Source organism: Streptomyces spongiicola (assembly GCF_003122365.1).
GTDB lineage: Bacteria > Actinomycetota > Actinomycetes > Streptomycetales > Streptomycetaceae > Streptomyces > Streptomyces spongiicola.
Genome location: NZ_CP029254.1, coordinates 1,412,750 through 1,433,366 on the forward strand (window position 1 = coordinate 1,412,750; position 20,617 = coordinate 1,433,366).

A 20,617-nucleotide genomic window follows, 5' to 3' on the forward strand; every position below is an offset into this window, starting at 1 on the left:
CCCGGACCCAGAGCCGGCCCCGGAGCCGGCCCCGGAGCGGGAGCCGGAGCCGGAGCCGCGGCAGTCGGCAGTCGGCAGCGGACCGGGCACCGGAGACGGGAAACCACAACCGGGACCGGGCGGCAGGAGGAGGCGGCAGGACCAGGCGGTCGGACCGGGCGGCAGGAGCAGGCGGCCGGGTGCCGGGCCCAGCGGGTGCCCGGCGCGGGGAGTTCGTCCGGCGGCGTCACCTGCGAGGTGACGGGACCGTTCCGGGCGCGAGTCCGGACACGGGCACTCCCGGGGGCTCCGGATCGCGCTGGGCGCGGCCTCTCAGCAGGGCCGTGCCCAGCGGCGTCATCGTGTGCAGCACCGCGTTGCCGTTCCGCAGCGTGAACACGAGCCCGGCCTCCCGCAGCACGCAGGCGTGCTGGCTGGCGGAGGCGAGCGACACCCCCGCGCGGCGGGCGAGTTCGCTGGTGGTGCAGCCGCTGCCGATGGACTGGAGCACCGCCGAGCGGGTGTGCCCCACGAGCCGGCCCAGCGACATCCCGTCCCGCCCCCATGTCGCCGGCGAGCCGCTGTGCGTGACGGGGTAGACCAGCACCGGCGGCAGCTCCGGGTCCCGGCGGACCACGGGCGTGCCGCGGCAGAAGTACGACGGCTGCAGCAGCAGCCCGCGCCCCTGGAGCCGCAACTCGCGCTCCACCGGGTAGTCGGCCTCCAGCACCGGCGCACGCCAGCGCAGCATCGGCGGCAGCGAGGCGAGCAGTTCGTCCGCGCCCCCGTCGAGCAGGGCCCGGCCGCGCACGGCCCGATCGGCCTCTACCGCCGCCTGGATGTGCGGCCAGTACGGCTCGACCGCCGACCGGTGGTAGCTGCGGAGCACCCCGACGAGCCGGTCCATCGGCCCGTCCGCGCCCTCGGCGAGCCCGGCGAGCCGGCCCGTGAGCACGGTGTGGGGGCGCTCCGCGGCGAGCAGCGCCAGCTCTGCTCCGAGCCTGCGCACCGGGGTGGCCCGCACCGCCTGGAGTCCCTCCTCCAGTCCTTCCAGCGCCTCGGGCGGAGTCAGGAAGTCCGGGAAATAGCCGCGCTGCGGGACGAGCGCCGCGAGGAGCCGTGTTTCACCGTTCAGCCGGGCCCGGGTTTCCGTCCGCCATTCGCCGAAGACGGTCGCGCCGCGCCGGTCCCGTAAACGGTGGAAACTCAGAATCGTTTCCCACAAAACATCCGGCCTGGCCGCCATCCGCACCCTGGCGAGGTCTTCACCGGTGAAGTGGATTCGCAGCACGGAACCCCCACTGTTGCATCCGCAATCGCCCCCGTCACTGAGTATGCACTCAATCACAGGACGTTACCATGGTGTTTCAGCCACAGTTGAAACGCATCGCGTAACAGGGTGGCGAACCGAAAAGCTGTACGACGTCGGACACGAAACCTTCGGGTACCGAGGGGCGAGGCAAAGACCGTGGGGGGCTTTCCACGCCTGGCGGCGGTCGGCGGAGGTTGCGGCTCCGTGTCCGACATCGGGAATGGAGCGCGGCCGACGGGTGGGGATCCGTCGACCGCGCTCCGCCTGTTCTTTGCTCAACGAATGGCGGAAATCAAGCATCCGTTGAAATCCACCGCCGATCCGTGGTCGAGCAGCACGCGCGGGCAACAGATCCCACCGCCGTACCCCAAAAGGAAACGAGCGGAACAGGCACCTCCGCACAAGGTGCCCGTCCCGCTCGTCTCCTGGTGCACCGGGACCGCCGGCCGGTCGGTGAGGGTCGGGGACCACCGACGGCCCCGGAGCCGGGGCCGGCCGCGGGTGCGGCCGGGCGGATCAGCGGCTGTCGCTGCCGGAGGACCGGGCCGCCGCGCGGCCCGCCTCCAGACGGGCCACGGGGATCCGGAAGGGCGAGCAGGAGACGTAGTCCAGGCCGGCCTCGTGGAAGAAGTGCACCGACTCCGGGTCGCCGCCGTGCTCGCCGCACACGCCGAGCTTCAGGTCCGGGCGGGTGGCCCGCCCGGCCGCCACCGCGTCGCGCACCAGCGAACCGACGCCGTCCTTGTCGATCGTCTCGAACGGGCTGACGCCGAAGATGCCCTTCTCCAGGTAGGCCGTGAAGAACGAGGCCTCCACGTCGTCCCGGCTGAAGCCCCAGACGGTCTGGGTGAGGTCGTTCGTACCGAAGGAGAAGAACTCCGCGGCCTCCGCGATCTGACCGGCCGTCAGTGCCGCGCGAGGCAGCTCGATCATCGTGCCGAGCGCCAGTCTCAGGCCCACACCCGTGGCGGCCTCGACCTCGGCGATCACCTGCTCGGCCTCCTCCCGTACGATCTCCAGCTCCTGCACGGTGCCCACGAGCGGGATCATGATCTCGGCACGAGGGTCGCCCTTGGCGTTGCGGCGCTCCGCCGCGGCCTCCGCGATGGCCCGCACCTGCATGGTGAACAGCCCGGGGATCACCAGGCCGAGACGGACTCCGCGCAGGCCCAGCATGGGGTTCTGCTCGTGCAGCCGGTGCACCGCCTGAAGCAGGCGCAGATCGTTCTCGTTGGCGTCCTTGCGGGCCTCGGCGAGCGCGACGCGCACCGACAGCTCGGTGATGTCCGGCAGGAACTCGTGCAGCGGCGGGTCCAGCAGCCGTACCGTCACCGGCAGCCCGTCCATCGCCTCGAACAGCTCGACGAAGTCCCTCTTCTGCAGCGGCAGCAGCACCTTCAGCGCGTCCTCGCGCTCGTCGTCGGTGTCGGCGAGGATCAGCTTCTCGACCATCCCGCGGCGCTCGCCGAGGAACATGTGCTCCGTACGGCAGAGCCCGATGCCCTGGGCGCCGAAGCGGCGGGCGCGCAGCGCGTCCTCGGCGTTGTCGGCGTTGGCCCGTACCCGCAGCCGGCGCACCCGGTCCGCGTAGGCCATGACCCGGTGCACGGCCCGGACCAGTTCGTCGGCGTCGTCGGCACCCGCGTGCATCCGGCCCTCGAAGTACTCCACCACCGGGGAGGGCACGACCGGGACCTCTCCGAGGTACACCCTGCCGGTGGAGCCGTCGATGGAGACGACGTCGCCCTCCTCCACCACCGTGCCGTTCACCGTCATCCGGCGGCGCTTGGTGTCGACCTCCAGTTCCTCGGCGCCGCAGACACAGGTCTTGCCCATACCGCGGGCGACGACGGCGGCGTGCGAGGTCTTTCCGCCGCGGGAGGTCAGGATGCCCTCGGCCGCGATCATGCCGTCGAGGTCGTCCGGGTTGGTCTCACGGCGGATCAGGATGACCTTCTCGCCGGAGCGCGACCACTTGACCGCCGTGTAGGAGTCGAAGACGGCCTTGCCGACCGCCGCGCCCGGGGAGGCGGCGATGCCCCGGCCGAGCTTCTCGACCCGTGCGGCCTCGTCGAAGCGCGGGAACATCAGCTGCGCCAGCTGGGCACCGGTGACGCGTTGCAGGGCCTCCGCCTCGTCGATGAGGCCCTGGTCCACGAGCTGGGTGGCGATCCGGAAGGCCGCGCCCGCGGTGCGCTTGCCGACCCGGGTCTGCAGCATCCACAGCCGGCCGCGCTCGATGGTGAACTCGATGTCGCACAGGTCCTTGTAGTGCGTTTCGAGCGTCTCCATGATCTGCATCAGCTGGTCGTACGACTTCTTGTCGATCGACTCCAGGTCCGCCAGCGGCACGGTGTTGCGGATACCGGCCACGACGTCCTCGCCCTGCGCGTTCTGCAGGTAGTCGCCGTAGACGCCCTGGTGGCCGGAGGCGGGGTCGCGGGTGAAGGCGACGCCGGTGCCGGAGTCCGGGCCGAGGTTGCCGAAGACCATGGAGCAGACGTTGACCGCGGTGCCGAGGTCGTGCGGGATGCGCTCCTGGCGGCGGTAGAGCTTCGCCCGGTCTCCGTTCCAGGAGTCGAAGACGGCCTTGATGGCCAGGTCCATCTGGTCGCGCGGGTCCTGCGGGAAGTCGCGGCCGGTCCCCGACTTGACGATCTTCTTGAACTGCTTGACCAGCTTCTTCAGGTCGGAGGCGTCGAGGTCGGTGTCGACCGCGACCCTCTTGGCCTCCTTGGCCGCCTCCAGGGCGTCCTCGAACAGCTCGCCGCCGACCCCGAGGACCGTCTTGCCGAACATCTGGATGAGCCGGCGGTAGGAGTCCCACGCGAAGCGCTCGTCGCCGGCCTGCCGGGCGAGTCCCTCCACGGACGTGTCGGACAGGCCGATGTTCAGGACCGTGTCCATCATGCCCGGCATGGAGAACTTGGCGCCGGAGCGGACGGACACCAGCAGCGGGTCGTCGGTCTGGCCGAGCTTCTTGCCCATGCGCTGCTCCAGCGCGTCGAGGTGCGCACTCACCTCGTCACGCAGTGCCGCGGGCTCCTCGCCGCTGTCGAGGTAGACCTTGCAGGCCTCGGTGGTGATGGTGAAGCCCGGAGGGACGGGCAGACCGAGGTTGGTCATCTCGGCGAGGTTCGCACCCTTGCCACCGAGGAGGTCCTTGAGGTCCCTGTTGCCCTCGGTGAAGTCATAGACGAACTTCTGATCTCTGATTTCCGACACGGGTCTCGACTCCTCGAGGACTCGGTGGCTGCCCTGACGGCGAGGAACATACCCAGATCGAAGGAACGTGGGTACGTCCACTTGTCCGTCATTCGGCCGTAACCACCCGTCCGCCAGCAGATCGCAGGTTTCCGTTCCCCGAAGCGGCACCCCCCGGAGCTTCACCCCTCGAAGAGCGCTTGACCCAAAGCGGAACTTCACCGCTCGGATGAGCAGTCTTCCCGGCATCTGAGTTCACCTCTTGAACCCCGAAAGGGTGGCACGCAGTGCCACTCTTTCCGAAGTCGCAGCCACCCCGAGAGTGCTCATCTGAGCGCAACCCCTATCAGGGGTGGCGAGGATCACGCCGCCGGGAACGACCGGATCCCATCATCCGGACCCGCTCACCCCCGGATCCGGCCCGGCCTCCCGACCCGGCGCTCTGCCCGGTCAGCCGCCGGACGTGTCCAGCTCCGCGTCCTCGCTCACACCTGCGCAGTCGTACGGATCCCTCAGCCAGCCGTCCGGGAGCACCACCCGGTTGCTCCCCGACGTGCGCCCGCGCGGGCCGTCCGCACCCGGCGGCCACGGCTGCTCCAGGTCCAGCATGCTCAACTGAGCGCGCAGCTCCTCCAGCGACGAGGTCACCGCCAGCCGCCTGCGCATCTCCGACCCGACCGCGAACCCCTTCAGGTACCAGGCCACATGCTTACGGAAGTCGATCACGCCGCGGGACTCGTCCCCGATCCACTCCCCCAGCAGCCGCGCATGGCGCACCATCACCTCCGCGACCTCGCGCAGCGACGGCCGCGCACACGCCCCCGACCCGTCGAAGGCACCGACCAGATCCCCGAACAGCCACGGCCTGCCCAGGCAGCCTCGCCCCACGACCACCCCGTCACAGCCCGTCTCACGCATCATCCGCAACGCGTCGTCCGCCGACCAGATGTCGCCGTTCCCCAGCACCGGGATCTCCGGCACGTGCTCCTTCAACCGGGCGATGGCGTCCCAGTCCGCCGAGCCGCCGTAGTGCTGAGCCGCCGTGCGCCCGTGCAGGGCGATCGCCGTGACACCCTCCTCGACCGCGATCCGCCCCGCGTCGAGATAGGTGATGTGTCCGTCGTCGATGCCCTTGCGCATCTTCATCGTGACCGGCAGGCCCCCGGCGTTCCCGACCGCCTCGCCGAGGATCGCCCGCAGCAGGTTCCGCTTGTAGGGAAGGGCCGAGCCACCCCCCTTGCGGGTCACCTTGGGCACCGGGCAGCCGAAGTTCAGATCGATGTGATCGGCCAGATCCTCGTCCACGATCATGCGGACGGCCTTGCCGACCGTGACCGGGTCCACTCCGTACAACTGGATCGAACGCGGCCGCTCCGACGCGTCGAAGTGGATGAGCTGCATCGTCTTCTCATTGCGCTCGACGAGCGCCCGCGTCGTGATCATCTCGCTGACGAACAGCCCCTTGCCCCCGCTGAACTCGCGGCAGAGGGTACGGAACGGCGCGTTGGTGATACCGGCCATGGGCGCGAGCACCACCGGGGGCTGCACGGCGTGCGGGCCGATGGACAGCGTCGGGGACTGGGCGAGCGTGGTCATCGGACCATTGTCGCGCACTGTCAAATCAATTAGTTAGGCGCACTATTCATCCCGGCCGGCCGCCCGGCCCGGCTCCCCCGGCAGGCGCGGATTCGAGGCGCCCCCGGCGTCGACCCGTCTCCTGGAGCCGGCTCCCTGGGTCCGGCTCCAGGAAACGGGCCTCAGAGGGAACCCGCCCCGGGGGCCGGCCAAAAGAGGCCGGTCCAAGGGAGCCGGTCCAAGGGGGCCGGCCCCGGGGAGCCTCAGGCGTCGCCACACGTCCGGGCCCTCGCACCCTCCCGGGTCCTGCCCCTCAACGTGGCGCGCCCGGGGTGGCGGCGGAGGTACTCGGCCTCGAGAACACCCATCCGGGAGGTGTGGGTGTCCAGAGCGTCGTCGGAGCCGTACAGCAGGGTCTCGTGGCGAGTGCGGTGGATGGCCTCCAGCTCCTTCAGCAGTTGCCCGTCCTCCAGCCGCTCCGGCGGCACTCCGCGATCCCGCTCCGCCATGTCACACACCTCCGGTAGGTACGCCCCTTCCATCATGGCCCCGGATCGGGCGGCCGCATCCGAAGACGGAAGTGCCCGGACCACCGGCCGGTCCGGGCACTTCGGCGTGAGGGTGTCAGTCCCGGGCGCCGCCCTCGTCCCGGGTCGCCTCGCTGTGGGACGCCTCGGCGTCCGGGTTGTGCAGAGCGCGCTCACGCATCCTGCGCAGGAGTTCCTGCTTCTGCTCGGCGGCCGCCAGGCGGTCTGCCCGGCCCGCCGGACCGTCGCCTCGCTGGTCGGCACGGGACAGCTTTCTGCGCTGCCCGCCCACACCGAGAAGGTTGTTGCGGCCCTTGGCCACGGGGTTCTCCCATCGTGGTGAGGAGTGGTCTGGAGATCAGCTAACGGGGGCGGGGCATGCCCGCCGCACTCTCACTCGTAGATCTGGATGAAGGAGGACATGCGGCGACGGTACCGGGCCGGGCCCGGTCGAACACCTGGTTTTACCGGGCCGCTCGGGGGCGGTGCCCGATCATGTCGACAGATGGCAACTGACAGATTTTGAAATCTGTCATCTGTAATGCCATAGTTGTCACCGTCAGAAACCCACCTCTCCGAGGAGCCCCTCTCATGACCTCCCCCGGCTCTTCCTCTTCTCCCGGCTCCCCCGGCTCTTCTTCTTCTCACGGCTCCCCCGGCTCCCCCGGGTCCCCCAGGTCCCCCAGGTCCCCCGGGTCCCGCGGTTCTCGCACCGGACCAACCGGCGGCCCCACCCCTCTGGCCGCTCCAGCCCCTCCGGCACTCCGCCCCGTCCCCACCCGCTCCCTCGGAACCACCGGCCCCCGCGTCTCGGCGATCGGGCTGGGCACCATGGGCATGTCGGCGTTCTACGGTGACGTCGATCGCCCGGAGTCGATCGCGACGATCCACGCCGCCCTCGACGCCGGCGTCACGCTGATCGACACGGGCGACTTCTACGGCATGGGCCACAACGAGATGCTGGTCCGCGAGGCACTGCGTGCCGCTCCGGCGGGCAGCCGCGAGAGGGCGCTGATCAGCGTGAAGTTCGGGGCACTGCGCGACCCGGACGGCGGCTGGGCCGGCCACGACGGCCGCCCGGCCGCGGTCAGGAACTTCGCGGCGTACTCGCTCCAGCGGCTGGGTACGGACCACATCGACGTCTACCGGATCGCCCGTGTCGACCCCGGTGTGCCGATCGAGGACACGGTCGGCGCGATCGCCGAACTGGTCGAGGCAGGCCATGTCCGGCACATCGGCCTGTCCGAAGTCGGTGCCGAGACGCTCCGCCGCGCGGCGTCGGTCGCCCCGATCAGCGATCTTCAGATCGAGTACTCGCTGATCTCCCGCGGCATCGAGGACGCGATCCTGCCCGCGGCGCGGGAGCTGGGCATCGGTGTCACGGCGTACGGGGTGCTGTCCCGCGGCCTGATCTCCGGGCATTTCGCCGCCGACCGGGAACTGGCGGCAGACGACTTCCGGGGTATGAGCCCCCGCTTCCAGGGCGGCAATCTGAGCCACAACCTCGGGCTCGTCGAGCGGCTGCGCGGGATCGCCGGACAGAAGGGGGTCTCGGTCGCCCAGCTGGCGATCGCCTGGGTGCTGTCGCGTGGCGAGGACATCGTTCCGCTGGTGGGTGCGCGGCGCCGGGAGCAACTTGCGGAGGCACTGGGTGCCCTGGATGTGGAGTTCGGAGGGGACGAACTCGCGGCGGTCGAGCGGGCGGTTCCGCGTGGAGCGGCCGCGGGTGAGCGGTACCCGGCGCCGCAGATGGCGCATCTCGACAGCGAGCACTGAGGTGCGACGGCGGGTGCCGTCCGGATCCGGGCACGGCGGGAGCCGGCCGGCGGGGTCGTCCCCCGCGGCCGGACCCTGCGGCCGAACCCCGCGGCCGAACCCTGCGACCGGACCCTGCGGCCGGGCCCCGCGGCCGGGCCCCGCGGGCGCAGCGGCGGACACCGGTCGTGCCGTTGCCGGCCGCCGTGCGGCCCGTCCCGGCCGGGGCGGCTCGGCGGCCGCCCCGGTCGTGTCGGTGGGGGAGGGTACCGTCGGTGCCATGTCCACCACGGAGACCCTGAGCGCCGACCGCATCCTCGAGGCGACCGAGGAGGTGCTGCGCCGTTTCGGCCCGTCCAAGGCGACGGTCGTCGACGTGGCACGCGCCCTCGGGGTGAGTCATGGCAGTGTGTATCGGCACTTCCGTACGAAGGCGGCGCTGCGTGAGGCCGTGACGGCTCGCTGGCTGGGACGTACCGAGGAGTTGCTGTCGGGGATCACGGAGGGGCCTGCGGGTTCGGCGGAGGAGAAGCTGCGGTCGTGGCTGTCGTGCCTGTTCGAGGCGAAGCGCCACAAGGCGGGTGACGATCCGGAGCTGTTCGCCACCTACGCGGTGCTGATCACGGAGACCAGCGGTGTGGTGGACGAGCATCTTGTGGTGCTGGTCAGCCAGTTGACGCGGATCATCGAACAGGGTGTGCGCGGCGGGGAGTTCGGGGCCCCGGATCCGGTGTCGACGGCGCAGGCGGTGTTCGACGCGACGGCACGTTTCCACGATCCGGTGTTCGCGCGGGAGTGGCGGAGGCCGGCGATCGACGACGAGTTCCGCGCGGTGTGCGAGTTGCTGCTGCGGGGGCTGCGCGCCTGACCGGACCGTTCTCCGTGGCCCCGGTCAAGTCGCCCGGCGCGCGTTCCGATCGGCGGTGGCGGTCCTCCGCGCGGGGGCGAGGAGATCCGTGTCCGGGGCCGGGCCGGCGTGCGCGGGGTGGTTCGCCCGTGCCGGCCCGAGTCGTGGTCGGGTGCTCCGGGGGCGGCCGGGGTCGACGGTGTCCCGGTGTGCGTCGTCGAGATGCTCCTCGGCCCTGAGCCGGGGCTGGACTGGACGGCTCCGGTCCGGCCACAGGTGTTGCAGGTGCCGCACATGTCGCAGGTGTTGCAGGTGTTGCAGGTGTTGCAGGTGTTGCAGGTGCCGCGGGCGAGTGCTTTGCGCACACCCGCCTTCCGTACGCCCGACCGCTTCTCGTACGCGGACGGCGTGTTCACGTCCGTGCCGGTCCCATGCGCCGGTCCCATGCGCCGGTCCCATGCGCCGGTCCCATGTGCCGGTCCCATGTGCTGGTTCCATGCACCGGTTCCATGCGCCGACCCTGCTGCCCGCGCTGGTACCGCCGCTGCTGCCGGTACTGCTGCCGGGCGGCATGGAGCAACCGTCCGCCGGCGGTCGGCGAGTGGGCCCGGTAGGCGGCAGGCCCCCGGTTCCGTACCCGGAACCGGGGGCCTGCCGCCGTAGTGGCGCCGGATGTCAGCAGCCGAGGAGGCGGGTGGCGAGGTAGCCCTGGATCTGGTCCAGGGAGACGCGCTCCTGCTTCATGGTGTCGCGCTCGCGGACGGTGACGGCGTTGTCGTCGAGGGTGTCGAAGTCGACGGTGACGCAGTACGGGGTGCCGATCTCGTCCTGGCGGCGGTAGCGGCGGCCGATGGCGCCGGCGTCGTCGAACTCGATGTTCCAGTTCTGCCGGAGGTCGGCGGCGAGACCCTTGGCCTTCGGAGAGAGCTGGGGGTTGCGGGACAGCGGCAGGACCGCGACCTTCACCGGCGCGAGGCGGTGGTCGAGGCGCAGAACGGTGCGCTTCTCCATGACGCCCTTGGCGTTGGGGGCCTCGTCCTCGTTGTAGCCGTCGAGGAGGAAGGCGAGCATGGTGCGGCCGACGCCGGCGGCGGGCTCGATGACGTACGGCGTCCAGCGCTCGCCGGCCTCCTGGTCGAAGTACGACAGGTCGGTGCCGGAGGCCTTGGAGTGGGCGCCGAGGTCGTAGTCCGTGCGGTTGGCGACGCCTTCGAGCTCGCCCCATTCGCTGCCGCCGAACTGGAAGCGGTACTCGATGTCGGCGGTGCGCTTGGAGTAGTGGGAGAGCTTCTCCTTGGGGTGCTCGTACCAGCGCATGTTCTCCTCACGGAGTCCGAGGCCGGTGTACCAGTTCCAGCGCTGCTCCATCCAGTACTCGTGCCACTTCTCGTCCTCGCCGGGCTTGACGAAGAACTCCATCTCCATCTGCTCGAACTCGCGGGTGCGGAAGATGAAGTTGCCGGGGGTGATCTCGTTGCGGAAGGACTTGCCGACCTGGGCGATGCCGAAGGGCGGCTTGCGGCGGGAGGTCTGCTGGACCTGGGCGAAGTTGGTGAAGATGCCCTGGGCGGTCTCGGGGCGCAGATAGGCGACGGAGCCGGAGTCCTGGGTGGGGCCGAGGTGGGTGGAGAGGAGACCGGAGAACTGCTTGGGCTCGGTGAACCGGCCCTTGGTCCCGCAGTGGGGGCAGTTGATGTCGGTCAGGCCGCCCGCGGGGGTGCGGCCGTGCTTCTCCTCGTATGCCTCTTCGAGGTGGTCGGCGCGGAAGCGCTTGTGGCAGGAGGTGCACTCGGTGAGCGGGTCGGTGAAGGTGGCGACGTGGCCGGAGGCCTCCCAGACCTCGGTCGCAAGGATCACCGACGAGTCGATACCGACGACGTCCTCGCGCGAGGTGACCATGTAGCGCCACCACTGGCGCTTGATGTTCTCCTTGAGTTCGGTGCCCAGCGGTCCGTAGTCCCAGGCGGCGCGCTGGCCACCGTAGATCTCGCTGCTGGGGTAGACGAACCCACGGCGCTTGCTCAGGTTGACGATCGTGTCGATCTTGTCGGCGGCCACGGTGCTCTCTTCATTACGACGACGAAGTGCGAAGGCCTCAGATTACCGGCGCCCGTACCCCCTGTATCAAATCGGTTCGCCTCCTCGTTCGGGGAAGCGGCGGGGCTCGGGAGGTGGCTTCGGAGGCGGAGGTGGGGTGCCGGCGTCCGTCGGCTCCGGTCCCCCGCGCAAACCGGTCCGGGTGTGGTGCGGGTGGCGGGCCGCGATTGCGGGGCGGGGGGCGCGGGACGGGGGGCGCACGGGGCGCGGGGCGGGGGCGCGGGTTGTGCACCCTCCGCCTCCTCCGCGGGGGAGGGCGGGGCGGACCGCGGCGAACGAGGAGGCGGGGCGGGCGGGCGGCCGTCGTCTGATCGCAACCGATGATTCAATTGACAATCGTTTCCACATTTGTTGAAAATGAGTGTCATGAACGTACGCCGCCGCATATCCACCGCCGCTCTCGCCGGAACGACCGCGCTGGGCCTTGTCACGCTCTCGGCCTGTTCGGGCACGTCCTCGGCAGGCGAAGACGAGGGCGGCGGCAGGCTGGACGTGGTCGCCTCGTTCTACCCGATGCAGTATCTCGCCGAGCAGATCGGCGGCGACCACGTCGAGGTCACGACACTGACGAGGCCGGGCGTGGAGCCGCATGACCTGGAGCTTCAGCCCAGGCAGGCGTCGGAGCTCCGCCGGGCCGACTACATCCTCTATCTGAAGGGCGTGCAGCCCGCCGTCGACGAGGCGATCGCGCAGTCCGGGGTCGAGCACGTCGTCGATGCCGCGACCCTGACGAAGCTGGAGAATCACGGTACCGACGTCGGCCACGACCACGGCCACGAAGGCGAGGAGCACGCGGACGAGGAACACGCGGGCGAGGAACACGCGGGCGAGGAGCACGACGCGGACCACGCGGGCGAAGACGGGGCGGGCGAGGAGCACGGCACCGAGGCGGGTGGCGATCCGCACATATGGCTGGACCCGGTGAAGTACGCGGAGGTCGCCCGGGGGGTCGGGGACTCGCTGGCGAAGGCCGACCCGGACCGTGCCGCGGACTACCGGAAGAACACCGAGGCGCTGGTCGGCAAGCTGAAGGCGCTGGACACCGAGTTCGCCGACGGTCTGCGGAACACCACGACCAGGACCTTCATCACCGCCCACTCCGCCTTCGGCTACCTGGCCGAGCGGTACGGCCTGGACCAGCACGGCATCGCCGGGATCGGTCCGGAGTCGGAGCCGAGCCCGGCCCGGATCAAGGAGCTTCAGTCGGTCGCCGAGCAGGAGAAGGTGACCACCGTCTTCTTCGAGACGCTGGCCAGTGACCGCACGGCGAAGGCGCTCGCCCAGGACACGGGCATGCGGACGGACGTCCTGGACCCGCTGGAGGGCATCACGGACAAGTCCAGGGGTGACGACTACATCGCGGTGATGGAGACCAACCTCGCCGCGCTGCAGAAGGCGCTCGGCGCGAAGTGACGGAAGCAACCCCCGCCGTATCGGCACGAGGAGCATCGGAGGCGCGGCCCATGGATTCAGCCGCAGAGCCCGTCATATCCGTCCGCGGGGCCAGGGCGACACTGGGCTCCCGTCCCGTGCTGCGCGGTGTCGACCTCACCGTGGAGCGCGGTGAGGTGGTCGCGCTGCTCGGCGCGAACGGCTCGGGGAAGTCGACGGCGGTCCGCTCGCTGATCGGCCAGGTGCCGCTCGCGGCCGGTTCGGTGTCCTTGTTCGGTACCGAACTGCGCCGTTTCCGTGCGTGGTCGCGGGTGGGCTATGTACCGCAGCGCACGACCGCGACGAGTGGGGTGCCGGCGACGGTCCGGGAGGTGGTGGCGTCCGGCCGGCTGTCGCATTCGAGGCTGGGGCGGCTGTCGAAGCGCGACCGTGCGGCGGTGCGGCGGGCGATCGAGGTCGTCGGGCTCGCCGGCCGGGCGGGGGACTCGGTGAGCGCGCTTTCGGGAGGGCAGCACCAGCGGGTGCTGATCGCCCGTGCGCTGGCCGCCGAGCCCGAACTGCTCATCATGGACGAGCCGATGGCGGGTGTGGACCTCACCAGTCAGGACGTTCTCGCCGGGACGCTGCGGGAGCAGGTCGCGGCGGGGACGACGGTGCTGCTGGTGCTCCATGAGCTGGGCCCGCTGGAGCCGCTGATCGACCGGGCCGTGGTGTTGCGGGACGGCTGCGTCGTCCATGACGGACCGCCTCCGCGTGCCGTGGGCCAGCATGCGCTGCCCGGTCACGACCATGTACATCCGCACGCGGCCGACGAGCCGCTCCGCACGGGACTGCTGACCTGATCATGGAATTCCTCCAGGACCCCTTCATGCAGCGGGCGCTGCTGGCCGCGCTGCTGGTGGGCGTCACGGCGCCGGCCGTGGGCATTCATCTGGTGCAGCGCCGGCAGGCGCTGATGGGCGACGGTATCGGCCATGTCGCGTTGACCGGTGTCGGTCTCGGGTTCCTGCTGTCCACGAACCCGGTGTGGATGGCGGCACTGGTCGCGGTGGCCGGTTCGGTGGCGATGGAGCTGATCCGGGCGTACGGGCGGACCCGTGGCGACATCGCGCTGGCCATGCTGTTCTACGGCGGCATGGCGGGCGGTGTGATGCTGATGAACCTCAGCGCCACCGGGTCCAGCGCCAATCTGACGTCGTACCTGTTCGGTTCGCTGTCGACCGTCTCGGACGAGGACGTCGTCGCGATCTGCCTGCTGGCGGGGTTCGTACTGCTGGTGACGGTGGGGTTGCGGCGCCAGTTGTTCGCGATCAGCCAGGACGAGGAGTTCGCCCGGGTCACGGGGCTGCCGGTGCGGGCTCTGAACCTGCTGGTGGCGGTGACCGCCGCGGTGACGGTGACGGTCGCGATGCGGGTCGTCGGGCTGCTGCTGGTGAGCGCGCTGATGGTGGTGCCGGTGGCGGCGGCGCAGCAGGTGACCCGCTCGTTCGCGGTGACGTTCGCGGTGTCGGTGGCGACCGGGGTGGCGGTGACACTGGCCGGCACGGTGACCTCGTACTACCGGGACGTGCCGCCGGGTGCGACGATCGTGCTGCTGGCGATCGCGGTGTTCGTGCTGTTCACCGCGCTGGCGGCGCCGCTGGCGCGGCGGCGGTCGAGGGTGGTCGCGGCGGCCGGGGCCGCGGACGCGGGGTGCGACGTGGACGTTGCGGCGACCCGCCGTCCGGCGGGTGATGCCGCGGTCTGACCGGGCCGGCGGGCGGGCCTGGCAGAATGGCCGTCGAGGAGCGGCGGAACGTAAGGAGGTACCTGTGGCGACGGCTGGACCCCCCGTGCGCGGCCGGTCGACCCGGCAGCGGGCCGCGGTGGCGGCGGCGCTGGACGAGGTGGACGAGTTCCGCAGTGCGCAGGAGCTGCACGACATGCTCAAGCACCGCGGCGATTCGGTCGGCCTGACAACGGTCTACCGGACGCTGCAGTCGCTCGCCGATGCCGGCGAGGTCGATGTACTGCGCACGAGCGACGGAGAGTCGGTGTACCGGCGTTGCGCGTCGGGTGAGCACCACCACCATCTGGTGTGCCGGGTGTGCGGCAAGGCGGTCGAGGTCGAGGGCCCGGCGGTGGAGCAGTGGGCGGAGGCCATCGCGGCGCAGCATGGCTATGTCAACGTGGCCCACACGGTGGAGATCTTCGGTACATGCGCGGAGTGCGCGAAGAAGTGAGCCGGTGACGTGAGGGAGTGAGCCCGCGCCCCGGTGACCCCGGGTGTGCGAGGCGCTGTGTGCGCGCGGGCCCGTGGCGGCCTGCGGTTCCGGGGAACCGCAGGCCGCCACGGGCCTTCTGCCGTACGGGCTCGCGCCGTGGGGCTGTCGGACGGTGGCGCCGGGCGGTGGGGCCAGCCGGTGGGGCCCGTCATGCGGTGGGCGCCGGGCGGTGGGGCCAGCCGGTGGGGCCCGTCATGCGGTGGTGCCGGTCCGGTCGGCGGTGGCCGTGCGGGCTTCCCACCGGGTGGGTGCAGGGCTTATCCCTTGTCGAGTTCCTTCTCGATGCGGGCGAGTTCCTCGTTGGGGACGGCGCCTCCGAAGCGCCGGTCGCGCCGGGCGTACTCCAGGCACGCGCGCCACAGGTCGCGGCGGTCGAAATCGGGCCACAGCACGTCCTGGAAGATCATCTCTGCGTAACTACTCTGCCAGATGAGGTAGTTGGAGGTGCGCTGCTCGCCGCTGGGACGGAGGAAGAGGTCGACGTCCGGCATGTCGGAGTAGTAGAGGTACTTCTGGAACGTCTTCTCGTTGACCTTGGAGGGGTCTAGCCGGCCGGCGGCGACTTCCTCGGCGATCTTCTTCGCGGCGTCGGCGATCTCGGCGCGCCCGCCGTAGTTGACGCAGAAGTAGAGCGTCATGGCGTCGTTGGTCCTGGTCTGCTCCTGGGCGACCTGGAGTTCCTGGACGACGGACTTCCACATCTTGGGCATGCGGCCGACCCAGCGGATGCGGATGCCTAGTGCGTCCATCTCGTCCCGGCGGCGGCGGATGACGTCCCGGTTGAAGTTCATCAGGAAGCGCACCTCCTCCGGGGACCGCTTCCAGTTCTCGGTGGAGAAGGCGTACAGGGAGAGGTTCCGGACGCCCATCTGCAGACAGCCCTTGAGTACGTCGAGCACGACGCCCTCGCCGACCTTGTGGCCCTCGGTGCGCGGCAGGCCGCGTTCCTTGGCCCAGCGCCCGTTGCCGTCCATGACGACGGCGACGTGGTTCGGCACGAGGTCGGCGGGAAGCCTCGGCGGGAGCGCCCCGGACGGGTGCGGCTCGGGGACCTCGTACTCGCGGCGGGATCGTCCCAGGATTCCGCTTCGTGCCATGGGGGTCACACTCACTTCTTCTCGGCGTGCTTGTCGGCGTGCTTGTCGGCGTGCTTGTCGGCGTGCTTGTCGGCGTGCTTCTCCACGTACCGCAGCGAGCGCAGGCCGCGCTCCAGGTGCCAGTGCAGATAGGCGGACACCAGTCCGCTGCCTTCCCTGACGTGGCGCGCCTCGCACGCCTCCGCGGTGTCCCAGTCCCCGGTCAGCAGCGCGCCGAGCAGGCCGATCGCCTCGGCAGAGGGTACGACGCTGCCGGGTACGCGGCAGTCGCCGCAGACGACTCCGCCCGCGGCGGCGGAGAAGAACCGGTTCGGCCCGGGCATGCCGCATCGCGCGCAGTCGGAGAACGACGGCGCGTAGCCGTTCACGGCGAGGGAACGCAGCAGGAACGCGTCGAGGACGAGGTGCGGCGGGTGCTCTCCGCGGGCGAGGGCGCGGAGCCCGCCGACCAGCAGCAGGTACTGCTGGACGGACGGCTCGCCCTCGTGGTCGGTGAAGCGCTCCGCGGTCTCCAGCATGGCGGTGCCCGAGGTGTAGCGGGCGTAGTCGGTGACGATGCCGCTGCCGTACGGGGCGATGGTCTCGCTCTGGGTGCACAGCGGCAGGCCGCGGCCGACGAGGTCGCTGCCTCGGGCGAAGAACTGCACGTCGACGTGCGAGAACGGTTCGAGGCGGGCGCCGAACTTCGACTTGGTGCGGCGTACTCCGCGGGCGACGGCGCGGACCCGCCCGTGTCCGCGGGTGAGGATCGTGATGATGCGGTCCGCCTCGCCCAGCTTCTGCGTGCGCAGCACGATGCCGTCGTCGCGGAACAGGGTCATGGGGTCATTGTCTCGTACCGGCCGGGCGCCACCGGGGCGGGTCCGGTGGGCCGTCGCCCCGGCTGCACCGGCCGTCCCGTCCGGCCCGGCCGGCCCGGCTGTCCCGTCCGCCCCGGCTGTCCCGGCTGTCCCGGCTGTCCCGTCCGCCCCGGCTCACACGTCGGCCTGGCGGAGTTCCTCCAGGAGTTCGTTCTGGCCCACGAGGAGTTCGGTGAGGATGCGGCGGGCAGCACGCAGCAGTTCCGCGACGTCGCCGCCGGCGAGGGCGTAGCTGACGGTGGAGCCGTCGCGTATCGACACCACGATCCCGGAGCGGCGCAGCACCGCCAGTTGCTGGGAGAGGTTGGACGGTTCGACCTCGATGGCCGTGAGCAGGTCGCGCACCGGCACCGGACCGTTCTGCAGAAGCTCCAGCACCCTGATGCGGACGGGGTGCCCGAGCATGCGGAAGAACTCCGCCTTGGCCTGGTACAGCGGTACCTGCATGTGATCGCTCCTGGTGAATCGACGATTACGGGCCGATCCTCCCGCCTCCGGGCGCCCCCCTCCCAGAGGGTTCAGCCCATCGGGATCTCTCGAATTGCAGATTTCTTCAATTCATGGGCAGCCGGAGGCGAGGAGATCGTCACGGCGCTACAGCTCGAGGTCGACCTCGATCCGCTTGAGCTGGTGGCGGGCCATGGCCAGGTTGGCGTTGTTCTTGTCGAGGACGAGGTAGAGGAAGAGGCCGTTGCCCCCGCGGCCCTTCAGCAGCCTTATGAGGTGGTACTGGGTGCCGAGGGTGATCAGGATGTCGTCGATGTCGTCGGTGAGTCCGAGGTGCTCCATGGTGCGGGTCTTGGCGCGGATCACGTCCGTGTTGCCGGCCGCGGCCACCGCCAGGTCGAGGTCCTTGCCGCCGCCCAGGGTTCCCAGAGCCATCCCGCTGGTGTAGTCCACGAGCGCCACCCCCAGCGCCCCCTCGATCGATGTCATGGACTCTTTCAGGGAAGTCTCCACGTTGGCCATCTCTGCGCTCACTCCTCATCAGTACATGCGTTCGGATACCGGTGTACGGGCGGACTGACCGCGCGGCCGGCAGGTGACGAGGACGCTACCTACGGTGAGGAGGCCATGGAGGGTTTTGGTGGAACGTGCCATCAGCAGGCCGAAAACGGTCCCTGAGGGCTGCCCGAGCCCTTGAGGTAGCGGGTCCGTACATTGGGCCTACGGACCCGGTGTACGGACCCGGTGTACGGACCCGGATACCGGTTTCGGGCGACGACCGGCACCGGTACGGGACCGGTAGCCATCGGCGCCCGCGCGGGAACCCGCAGCATCGGGAAACCGGCACCCGTACGGAAACCCGCAGCATCCGGCGACCGCCGCCGAGCCCCGGCCGTCCGCACGGCGGCCGGGCGGATCGCGTCCACCCCGCTCAGACGTCGATCTTGCGCCTTACCTCGGCCTCGCGGGCATGGTCACCCAGCAGCCGATGAGCGGCGGCGGCCCTGCGGTACTCCTCGCCGGCGCCCGACGGGTCGCCCTGCACGAGCAGGTTGTCGCCCACCGCCTCCGCGGACGCCGCGATCCCGGCACCGAGCCCGGCACGCTCGAAGGCGGCCAGGGCGGCACGGTGCAGCTCCACTCCCGCGCCGTGGGCGCCACGGCGCTCCTCCAGGTGCCCCAGCTCGCTCAGCGCGCGGCCCTCCCCCGCCGGGTGGCCTTCCCGGCGGTAGAGGGCGAGGGCGGCGCGCAGATGGCGCTCGGCGGGCACGAGACCGCCGGCCTGGGCGTAGGCGGTGCCGAGCCGGTGCCGGGTGTCGGCGAGTGCGGCCGCGTCACCGATCCGGTGGCGGGCGAGGAGGGGCAGCGCCCGCTCCAGGCAGTCGATCGCCTCGTCGGGGCGGCGCCGGTCCAGGTGGAGGGCGCCGAGACCGCGCAGAACCTCGGCCTCGGCGGCGGTGTCGCCCGCCTCCCGGCAGTCCTCCAGGGCGGTCCCCAGCTCCCGCAGGGCCTCCTCGTACCGGCCCGCGCTGCGCAGGACGGCGCCCAGCAGCCGCCGGGTGGTGGTCTGTTCGGCGCGCACGGCGGCGTGCCGGCCGAGGGTGGCCGCCATGCGCAGATGGTCCACGGCCCGGTCGAGCCGTCCTTCGTGCGCGTACGCGGAGCCGAGGCCGCGCAGGGCGTGCGTAGTCCGGTCGTGCTCGCCGGAGCGGCGGGCCGCGTCGAGGACGGCGGCCCACATGGCGGCGCGCGCGCTCTGCCCCGGCCGGCGCGCCAGCCAGGGGTCGGCGGCGGTGGCGAGCGCGTGGGCGTGGTGGAGCAGTCCTTCGCGTACGGCGGCACGGACGAGATGGGGGACGGCGTACTGCTCCGCGACGCCCCAGGCTCGGCTGCCCCGGGCGGTGGCGTCCTCGGTACAGGCGGTCAGTACGCGTTCGAGTGCCGCCCGGCGGTCGGCGGCCGCCGTCTCGTGGTCGAGGCGTTCCGCGGCGAGCAGGCGGACCAGGTCGTGCAGCCGGTACGCGCCGTGGCCCGCGGGACCGCCGAGTTGCGCGTCGGTGAGGCGCCGGAGGCCGTTCCGGGCTGCTGCGGGGTCGAGGTCCGCGGCGGCGGCGGCGATCCGTAAGGTGACGCGGCCCGCGGGGCAGGCGCCGAGGGCGCGCAGCAGGGCCCGGTCGGCTGCGCCGAGGGCGGCGTAGGCGGTTTCGAAGGCGGCGCGGACGGCGAGGTCGTCCATGCGCAGATCGTGGAGGCGGTCGCGTTCCGCGGCGAGACGGCCCGCGAGGACCGGCAACTGCGAGGTCGACTGGGAGCGGTACACACCGGCAGCGGCGCGGACGGCGAGCGGCAGCAGTCCGCAGGCGTGGACGGCGGTCCGCGCGTGGTCGGTCGAGGCGGCGGTGCGGCCGGGCCCGGCGACGGCGGCGAGGAGGGCGAGCGCGTCGGGTTCGGTGAGCGGGGCGAGCGGGACGGGCGCGGCCTCGGGCAGGTTCCGGAGCGCGTCACGGCTGGTGACGAGGGTCAGGCAGTGCTCGCCCGCCGGCAGCAGGGCACGGGCCTGGCCGGCGTCCGCGGCGTCGTCGAGGAGCAGCAGGATCCGCCGGCCCGCGGTGCGGCCGCGGAAGCGGGCAGCCAGTTCGGCGAGCGTGCCCGACTGCTCCTCGGCGGGGGCGCCGAGGGCGGCGAGGAGCCCGGACAGCACGGCGGCGGGCGGCGGCGGTTCACCGTGTCCGCCGCCGAGTTCGGCGTACAGCCGCCCGTCGGGGAACAGCGGCCCGAGTTCGTGGGCGAGGCGGACGGCGAGCGCGGACTTGCCGGTGCCCGGCGCTCCGGTCACGGCGATGGCGCTGTGACCGGAGCGGACGAGGCGCAGGATCGTGTCGGTCTCGGCGGCACGTCCGGTGAAGTGGTCGACGGGCGGGGGCAGTTCGGTCCGGCCCGGCGGGGAGTGGCGGGCGGCCGGCGGCGGTGCGGCGGGGTCGGCGGCCGGAACCGGCGGCGCGGCGGGGCTCCGCCGGGTCCGGGGCCGGCGCACGGCGGTGTACGCGGCGGCCGCGGCCACGGTCGCCGCGAGCGGCCAGAGGAAGGGGGCGAGCGGGGCGAGGACCGGGGGGAGGGCGTGGGTGCCGCAGGCGGCGGCCGGCAGGGCCAGGACGGGGGCCAGGGCCGGGGCCAGGGCGAGTGGAACCGCCAGCAGCGCCGATCCCGTGACCAGCACGGCAGTTGCACGAGTGCGCAGCACGGTTCCCCCGTCCCGGTTCC

Annotated in this window: 17 protein-coding genes; 6 read left to right on the top strand and 11 right to left on the bottom strand. The window is 71.5% G+C overall.

Features of this window, described 5'->3' with window-relative positions; translation table 11 throughout:
* Positions 1–226: 226 nt before the first annotated feature.
* The 5 genes from DDQ41_RS06150 to DDQ41_RS06170 all read right to left on the bottom strand — a co-directional run bounded on the left by DDQ41_RS06150 (position 227) and on the right by DDQ41_RS06170 (position 6,919).
* Complete coding sequence (locus DDQ41_RS06150; RefSeq protein WP_172607620.1) at positions 227–1,270, bottom strand: ArsR/SmtB family transcription factor; 1,044 nt, start codon at positions 1,268–1,270, stop codon at positions 227–229.
* A 537-nt stretch (positions 1,271–1,807) separates the two neighbouring features.
* Positions 1,808–4,516 (bottom strand): pyruvate, phosphate dikinase, encoded by a 2,709-nt coding sequence (gene ppdK, locus DDQ41_RS06155; RefSeq protein ID WP_109293564.1) that lies wholly within the window; start codon positions 4,514–4,516, stop codon positions 1,808–1,810.
* 429 nt (positions 4,517–4,945) lie between these two features.
* Positions 4,946–6,091 (bottom strand): tRNA dihydrouridine synthase DusB, encoded by a 1,146-nt coding sequence (gene dusB / locus DDQ41_RS06160; protein WP_109293565.1) that lies wholly within the window; start codon positions 6,089–6,091, stop codon positions 4,946–4,948.
* A 242-nt stretch (positions 6,092–6,333) separates the two neighbouring features.
* On the bottom strand, positions 6,334–6,579 hold the full coding sequence (locus DDQ41_RS06165; RefSeq protein WP_109297568.1) for a DUF6158 family protein: 246 nt from the start codon (positions 6,577–6,579) through the stop codon (positions 6,334–6,336).
* A 115-nt stretch (positions 6,580–6,694) separates the two neighbouring features.
* The gene (locus tag DDQ41_RS06170) at positions 6,695–6,919 is read right to left on the bottom strand and encodes a DUF6243 family protein (RefSeq protein ID WP_109293566.1); all 225 of its coding nucleotides are present in this window, start codon (positions 6,917–6,919) and stop codon (positions 6,695–6,697) included.
* A gap of 494 nt (positions 6,920–7,413) precedes the next feature.
* Here DDQ41_RS06170 and DDQ41_RS06175 point away from each other — a divergent pair, with 494 nt between their 5' ends.
* Positions 7,414–8,373 carry an aldo/keto reductase gene (locus DDQ41_RS06175; RefSeq protein WP_262508645.1) on the top strand — a complete coding sequence of 320 codons (960 nt, stop codon included), beginning with the start codon at positions 7,414–7,416 and terminating at the stop codon, positions 8,371–8,373.
* 259 nt (positions 8,374–8,632) lie between these two features.
* Positions 8,633–9,220, top strand: a complete 588-nt coding sequence (locus tag DDQ41_RS06180) for a TetR family transcriptional regulator (RefSeq protein WP_109293568.1) — start codon at positions 8,633–8,635, stop codon at positions 9,218–9,220.
* A 654-nt stretch (positions 9,221–9,874) separates the two neighbouring features.
* Here DDQ41_RS06180 and DDQ41_RS06185 read toward each other — a convergent pair.
* On the bottom strand, positions 9,875–11,257 hold the full coding sequence (locus DDQ41_RS06185) for a glycine--tRNA ligase (RefSeq protein WP_109293569.1): 1,383 nt from the start codon (positions 11,255–11,257) through the stop codon (positions 9,875–9,877).
* A 405-nt stretch (positions 11,258–11,662) separates the two neighbouring features.
* Between DDQ41_RS06185 and DDQ41_RS06195 the strand changes: the two genes are divergently transcribed.
* The 4 genes from DDQ41_RS06195 (at position 11,663) to DDQ41_RS06210 (ending at position 14,910) form a co-directional block, all read left to right on the top strand.
* Positions 11,663–12,709 carry a metal ABC transporter substrate-binding protein gene (locus tag DDQ41_RS06195; protein ID WP_109293570.1) on the top strand — a complete coding sequence of 349 codons (1,047 nt, stop codon included), beginning with the start codon at positions 11,663–11,665 and terminating at the stop codon, positions 12,707–12,709.
* Positions 12,710–12,759: 50 nt separating this feature from the next.
* A complete protein-coding gene (locus DDQ41_RS06200; protein WP_109293571.1) occupies positions 12,760–13,530 on the top strand; it encodes a metal ABC transporter ATP-binding protein in 771 nt (256 codons plus the stop codon).
* Positions 13,527–14,435, top strand: coding sequence for a metal ABC transporter permease (locus tag DDQ41_RS06205; RefSeq protein ID WP_172607634.1), 909 nt, complete (start codon positions 13,527–13,529; stop codon positions 14,433–14,435). Before DDQ41_RS06200 ends, DDQ41_RS06205 begins: the two co-directional genes overlap by 4 nt.
* A gap of 64 nt (positions 14,436–14,499) precedes the next feature.
* On the top strand, positions 14,500–14,910 hold the full coding sequence (locus tag DDQ41_RS06210) for a Fur family transcriptional regulator (protein WP_109293573.1): 411 nt from the start codon (positions 14,500–14,502) through the stop codon (positions 14,908–14,910).
* A gap of 299 nt (positions 14,911–15,209) precedes the next feature.
* On the opposite strand, the gene DDQ41_RS06215 is transcribed toward DDQ41_RS06210, so the two are convergent.
* The 5 genes from DDQ41_RS06215 to DDQ41_RS06240 all read right to left on the bottom strand — a co-directional run bounded on the left by DDQ41_RS06215 (position 15,210) and on the right by DDQ41_RS06240 (position 20,597).
* The gene (locus DDQ41_RS06215; RefSeq protein ID WP_109293574.1) at positions 15,210–16,049 is read right to left on the bottom strand and encodes an isoprenyl transferase; all 840 of its coding nucleotides are present in this window, start codon (positions 16,047–16,049) and stop codon (positions 15,210–15,212) included.
* An 11-nt stretch (positions 16,050–16,060) separates the two neighbouring features.
* Positions 16,061–16,870 carry a DNA repair protein RecO gene (gene recO, locus DDQ41_RS06220; protein ID WP_109293575.1) on the bottom strand — a complete coding sequence of 270 codons (810 nt, stop codon included), beginning with the start codon at positions 16,868–16,870 and terminating at the stop codon, positions 16,061–16,063.
* A 153-nt stretch (positions 16,871–17,023) separates the two neighbouring features.
* Positions 17,024–17,356: an ArsR/SmtB family transcription factor gene (locus tag DDQ41_RS06230; protein WP_109293577.1), complete on the bottom strand. Its 333-nt coding sequence runs from the start codon at positions 17,354–17,356 to the stop codon at positions 17,024–17,026.
* A gap of 147 nt (positions 17,357–17,503) precedes the next feature.
* Entirely contained in the window at positions 17,504–17,878 is a 375-nt protein-coding gene (locus DDQ41_RS06235; protein ID WP_109293578.1) for a hypothetical protein, read from the bottom strand.
* Between the two features lie 409 nt (positions 17,879–18,287).
* Complete coding sequence (locus DDQ41_RS06240; protein WP_109293579.1) at positions 18,288–20,597, bottom strand: tetratricopeptide repeat protein; 2,310 nt, start codon at positions 20,595–20,597, stop codon at positions 18,288–18,290.
* Positions 20,598–20,617 lie beyond the last annotated feature (20 nt).

What these genes read in the sequence shown, in the direction of transcription:
- dusB (WP_109293565.1), bottom strand. Translation starts at nt 6,091, where the DNA reads ATGACCACGCTCGCCCAGTCCCCGACGCTGTCCATCGGCCCGCACGCC.
- DDQ41_RS06165 (WP_109297568.1), bottom strand. Translation starts at nt 6,579, where the DNA reads ATGGCGGAGCGGGATCGCGGAGTGCCGCCGGAGCGGCTGGAGGACGGG.
- DDQ41_RS06180 (WP_109293568.1), top strand. Translation starts at nt 8,633, where the DNA reads ATGTCCACCACGGAGACCCTGAGCGCCGACCGCATCCTCGAGGCGACC.
- DDQ41_RS06195 (WP_109293570.1), top strand. Translation starts at nt 11,663, where the DNA reads ATGAACGTACGCCGCCGCATATCCACCGCCGCTCTCGCCGGAACGACC.
- DDQ41_RS06200 (WP_109293571.1), top strand. Translation starts at nt 12,760, where the DNA reads ATGGATTCAGCCGCAGAGCCCGTCATATCCGTCCGCGGGGCCAGGGCG.
- DDQ41_RS06215 (WP_109293574.1), bottom strand. Translation starts at nt 16,049, where the DNA reads ATGGCACGAAGCGGAATCCTGGGACGATCCCGCCGCGAGTACGAGGTC.
- recO (WP_109293575.1), bottom strand. Translation starts at nt 16,870, where the DNA reads ATGACCCTGTTCCGCGACGACGGCATCGTGCTGCGCACGCAGAAGCTG.
- DDQ41_RS06230 (WP_109293577.1), bottom strand. Translation starts at nt 17,356, where the DNA reads ATGCAGGTACCGCTGTACCAGGCCAAGGCGGAGTTCTTCCGCATGCTC.
- DDQ41_RS06235 (WP_109293578.1), bottom strand. Translation starts at nt 17,878, where the DNA reads ATGGCCAACGTGGAGACTTCCCTGAAAGAGTCCATGACATCGATCGAG.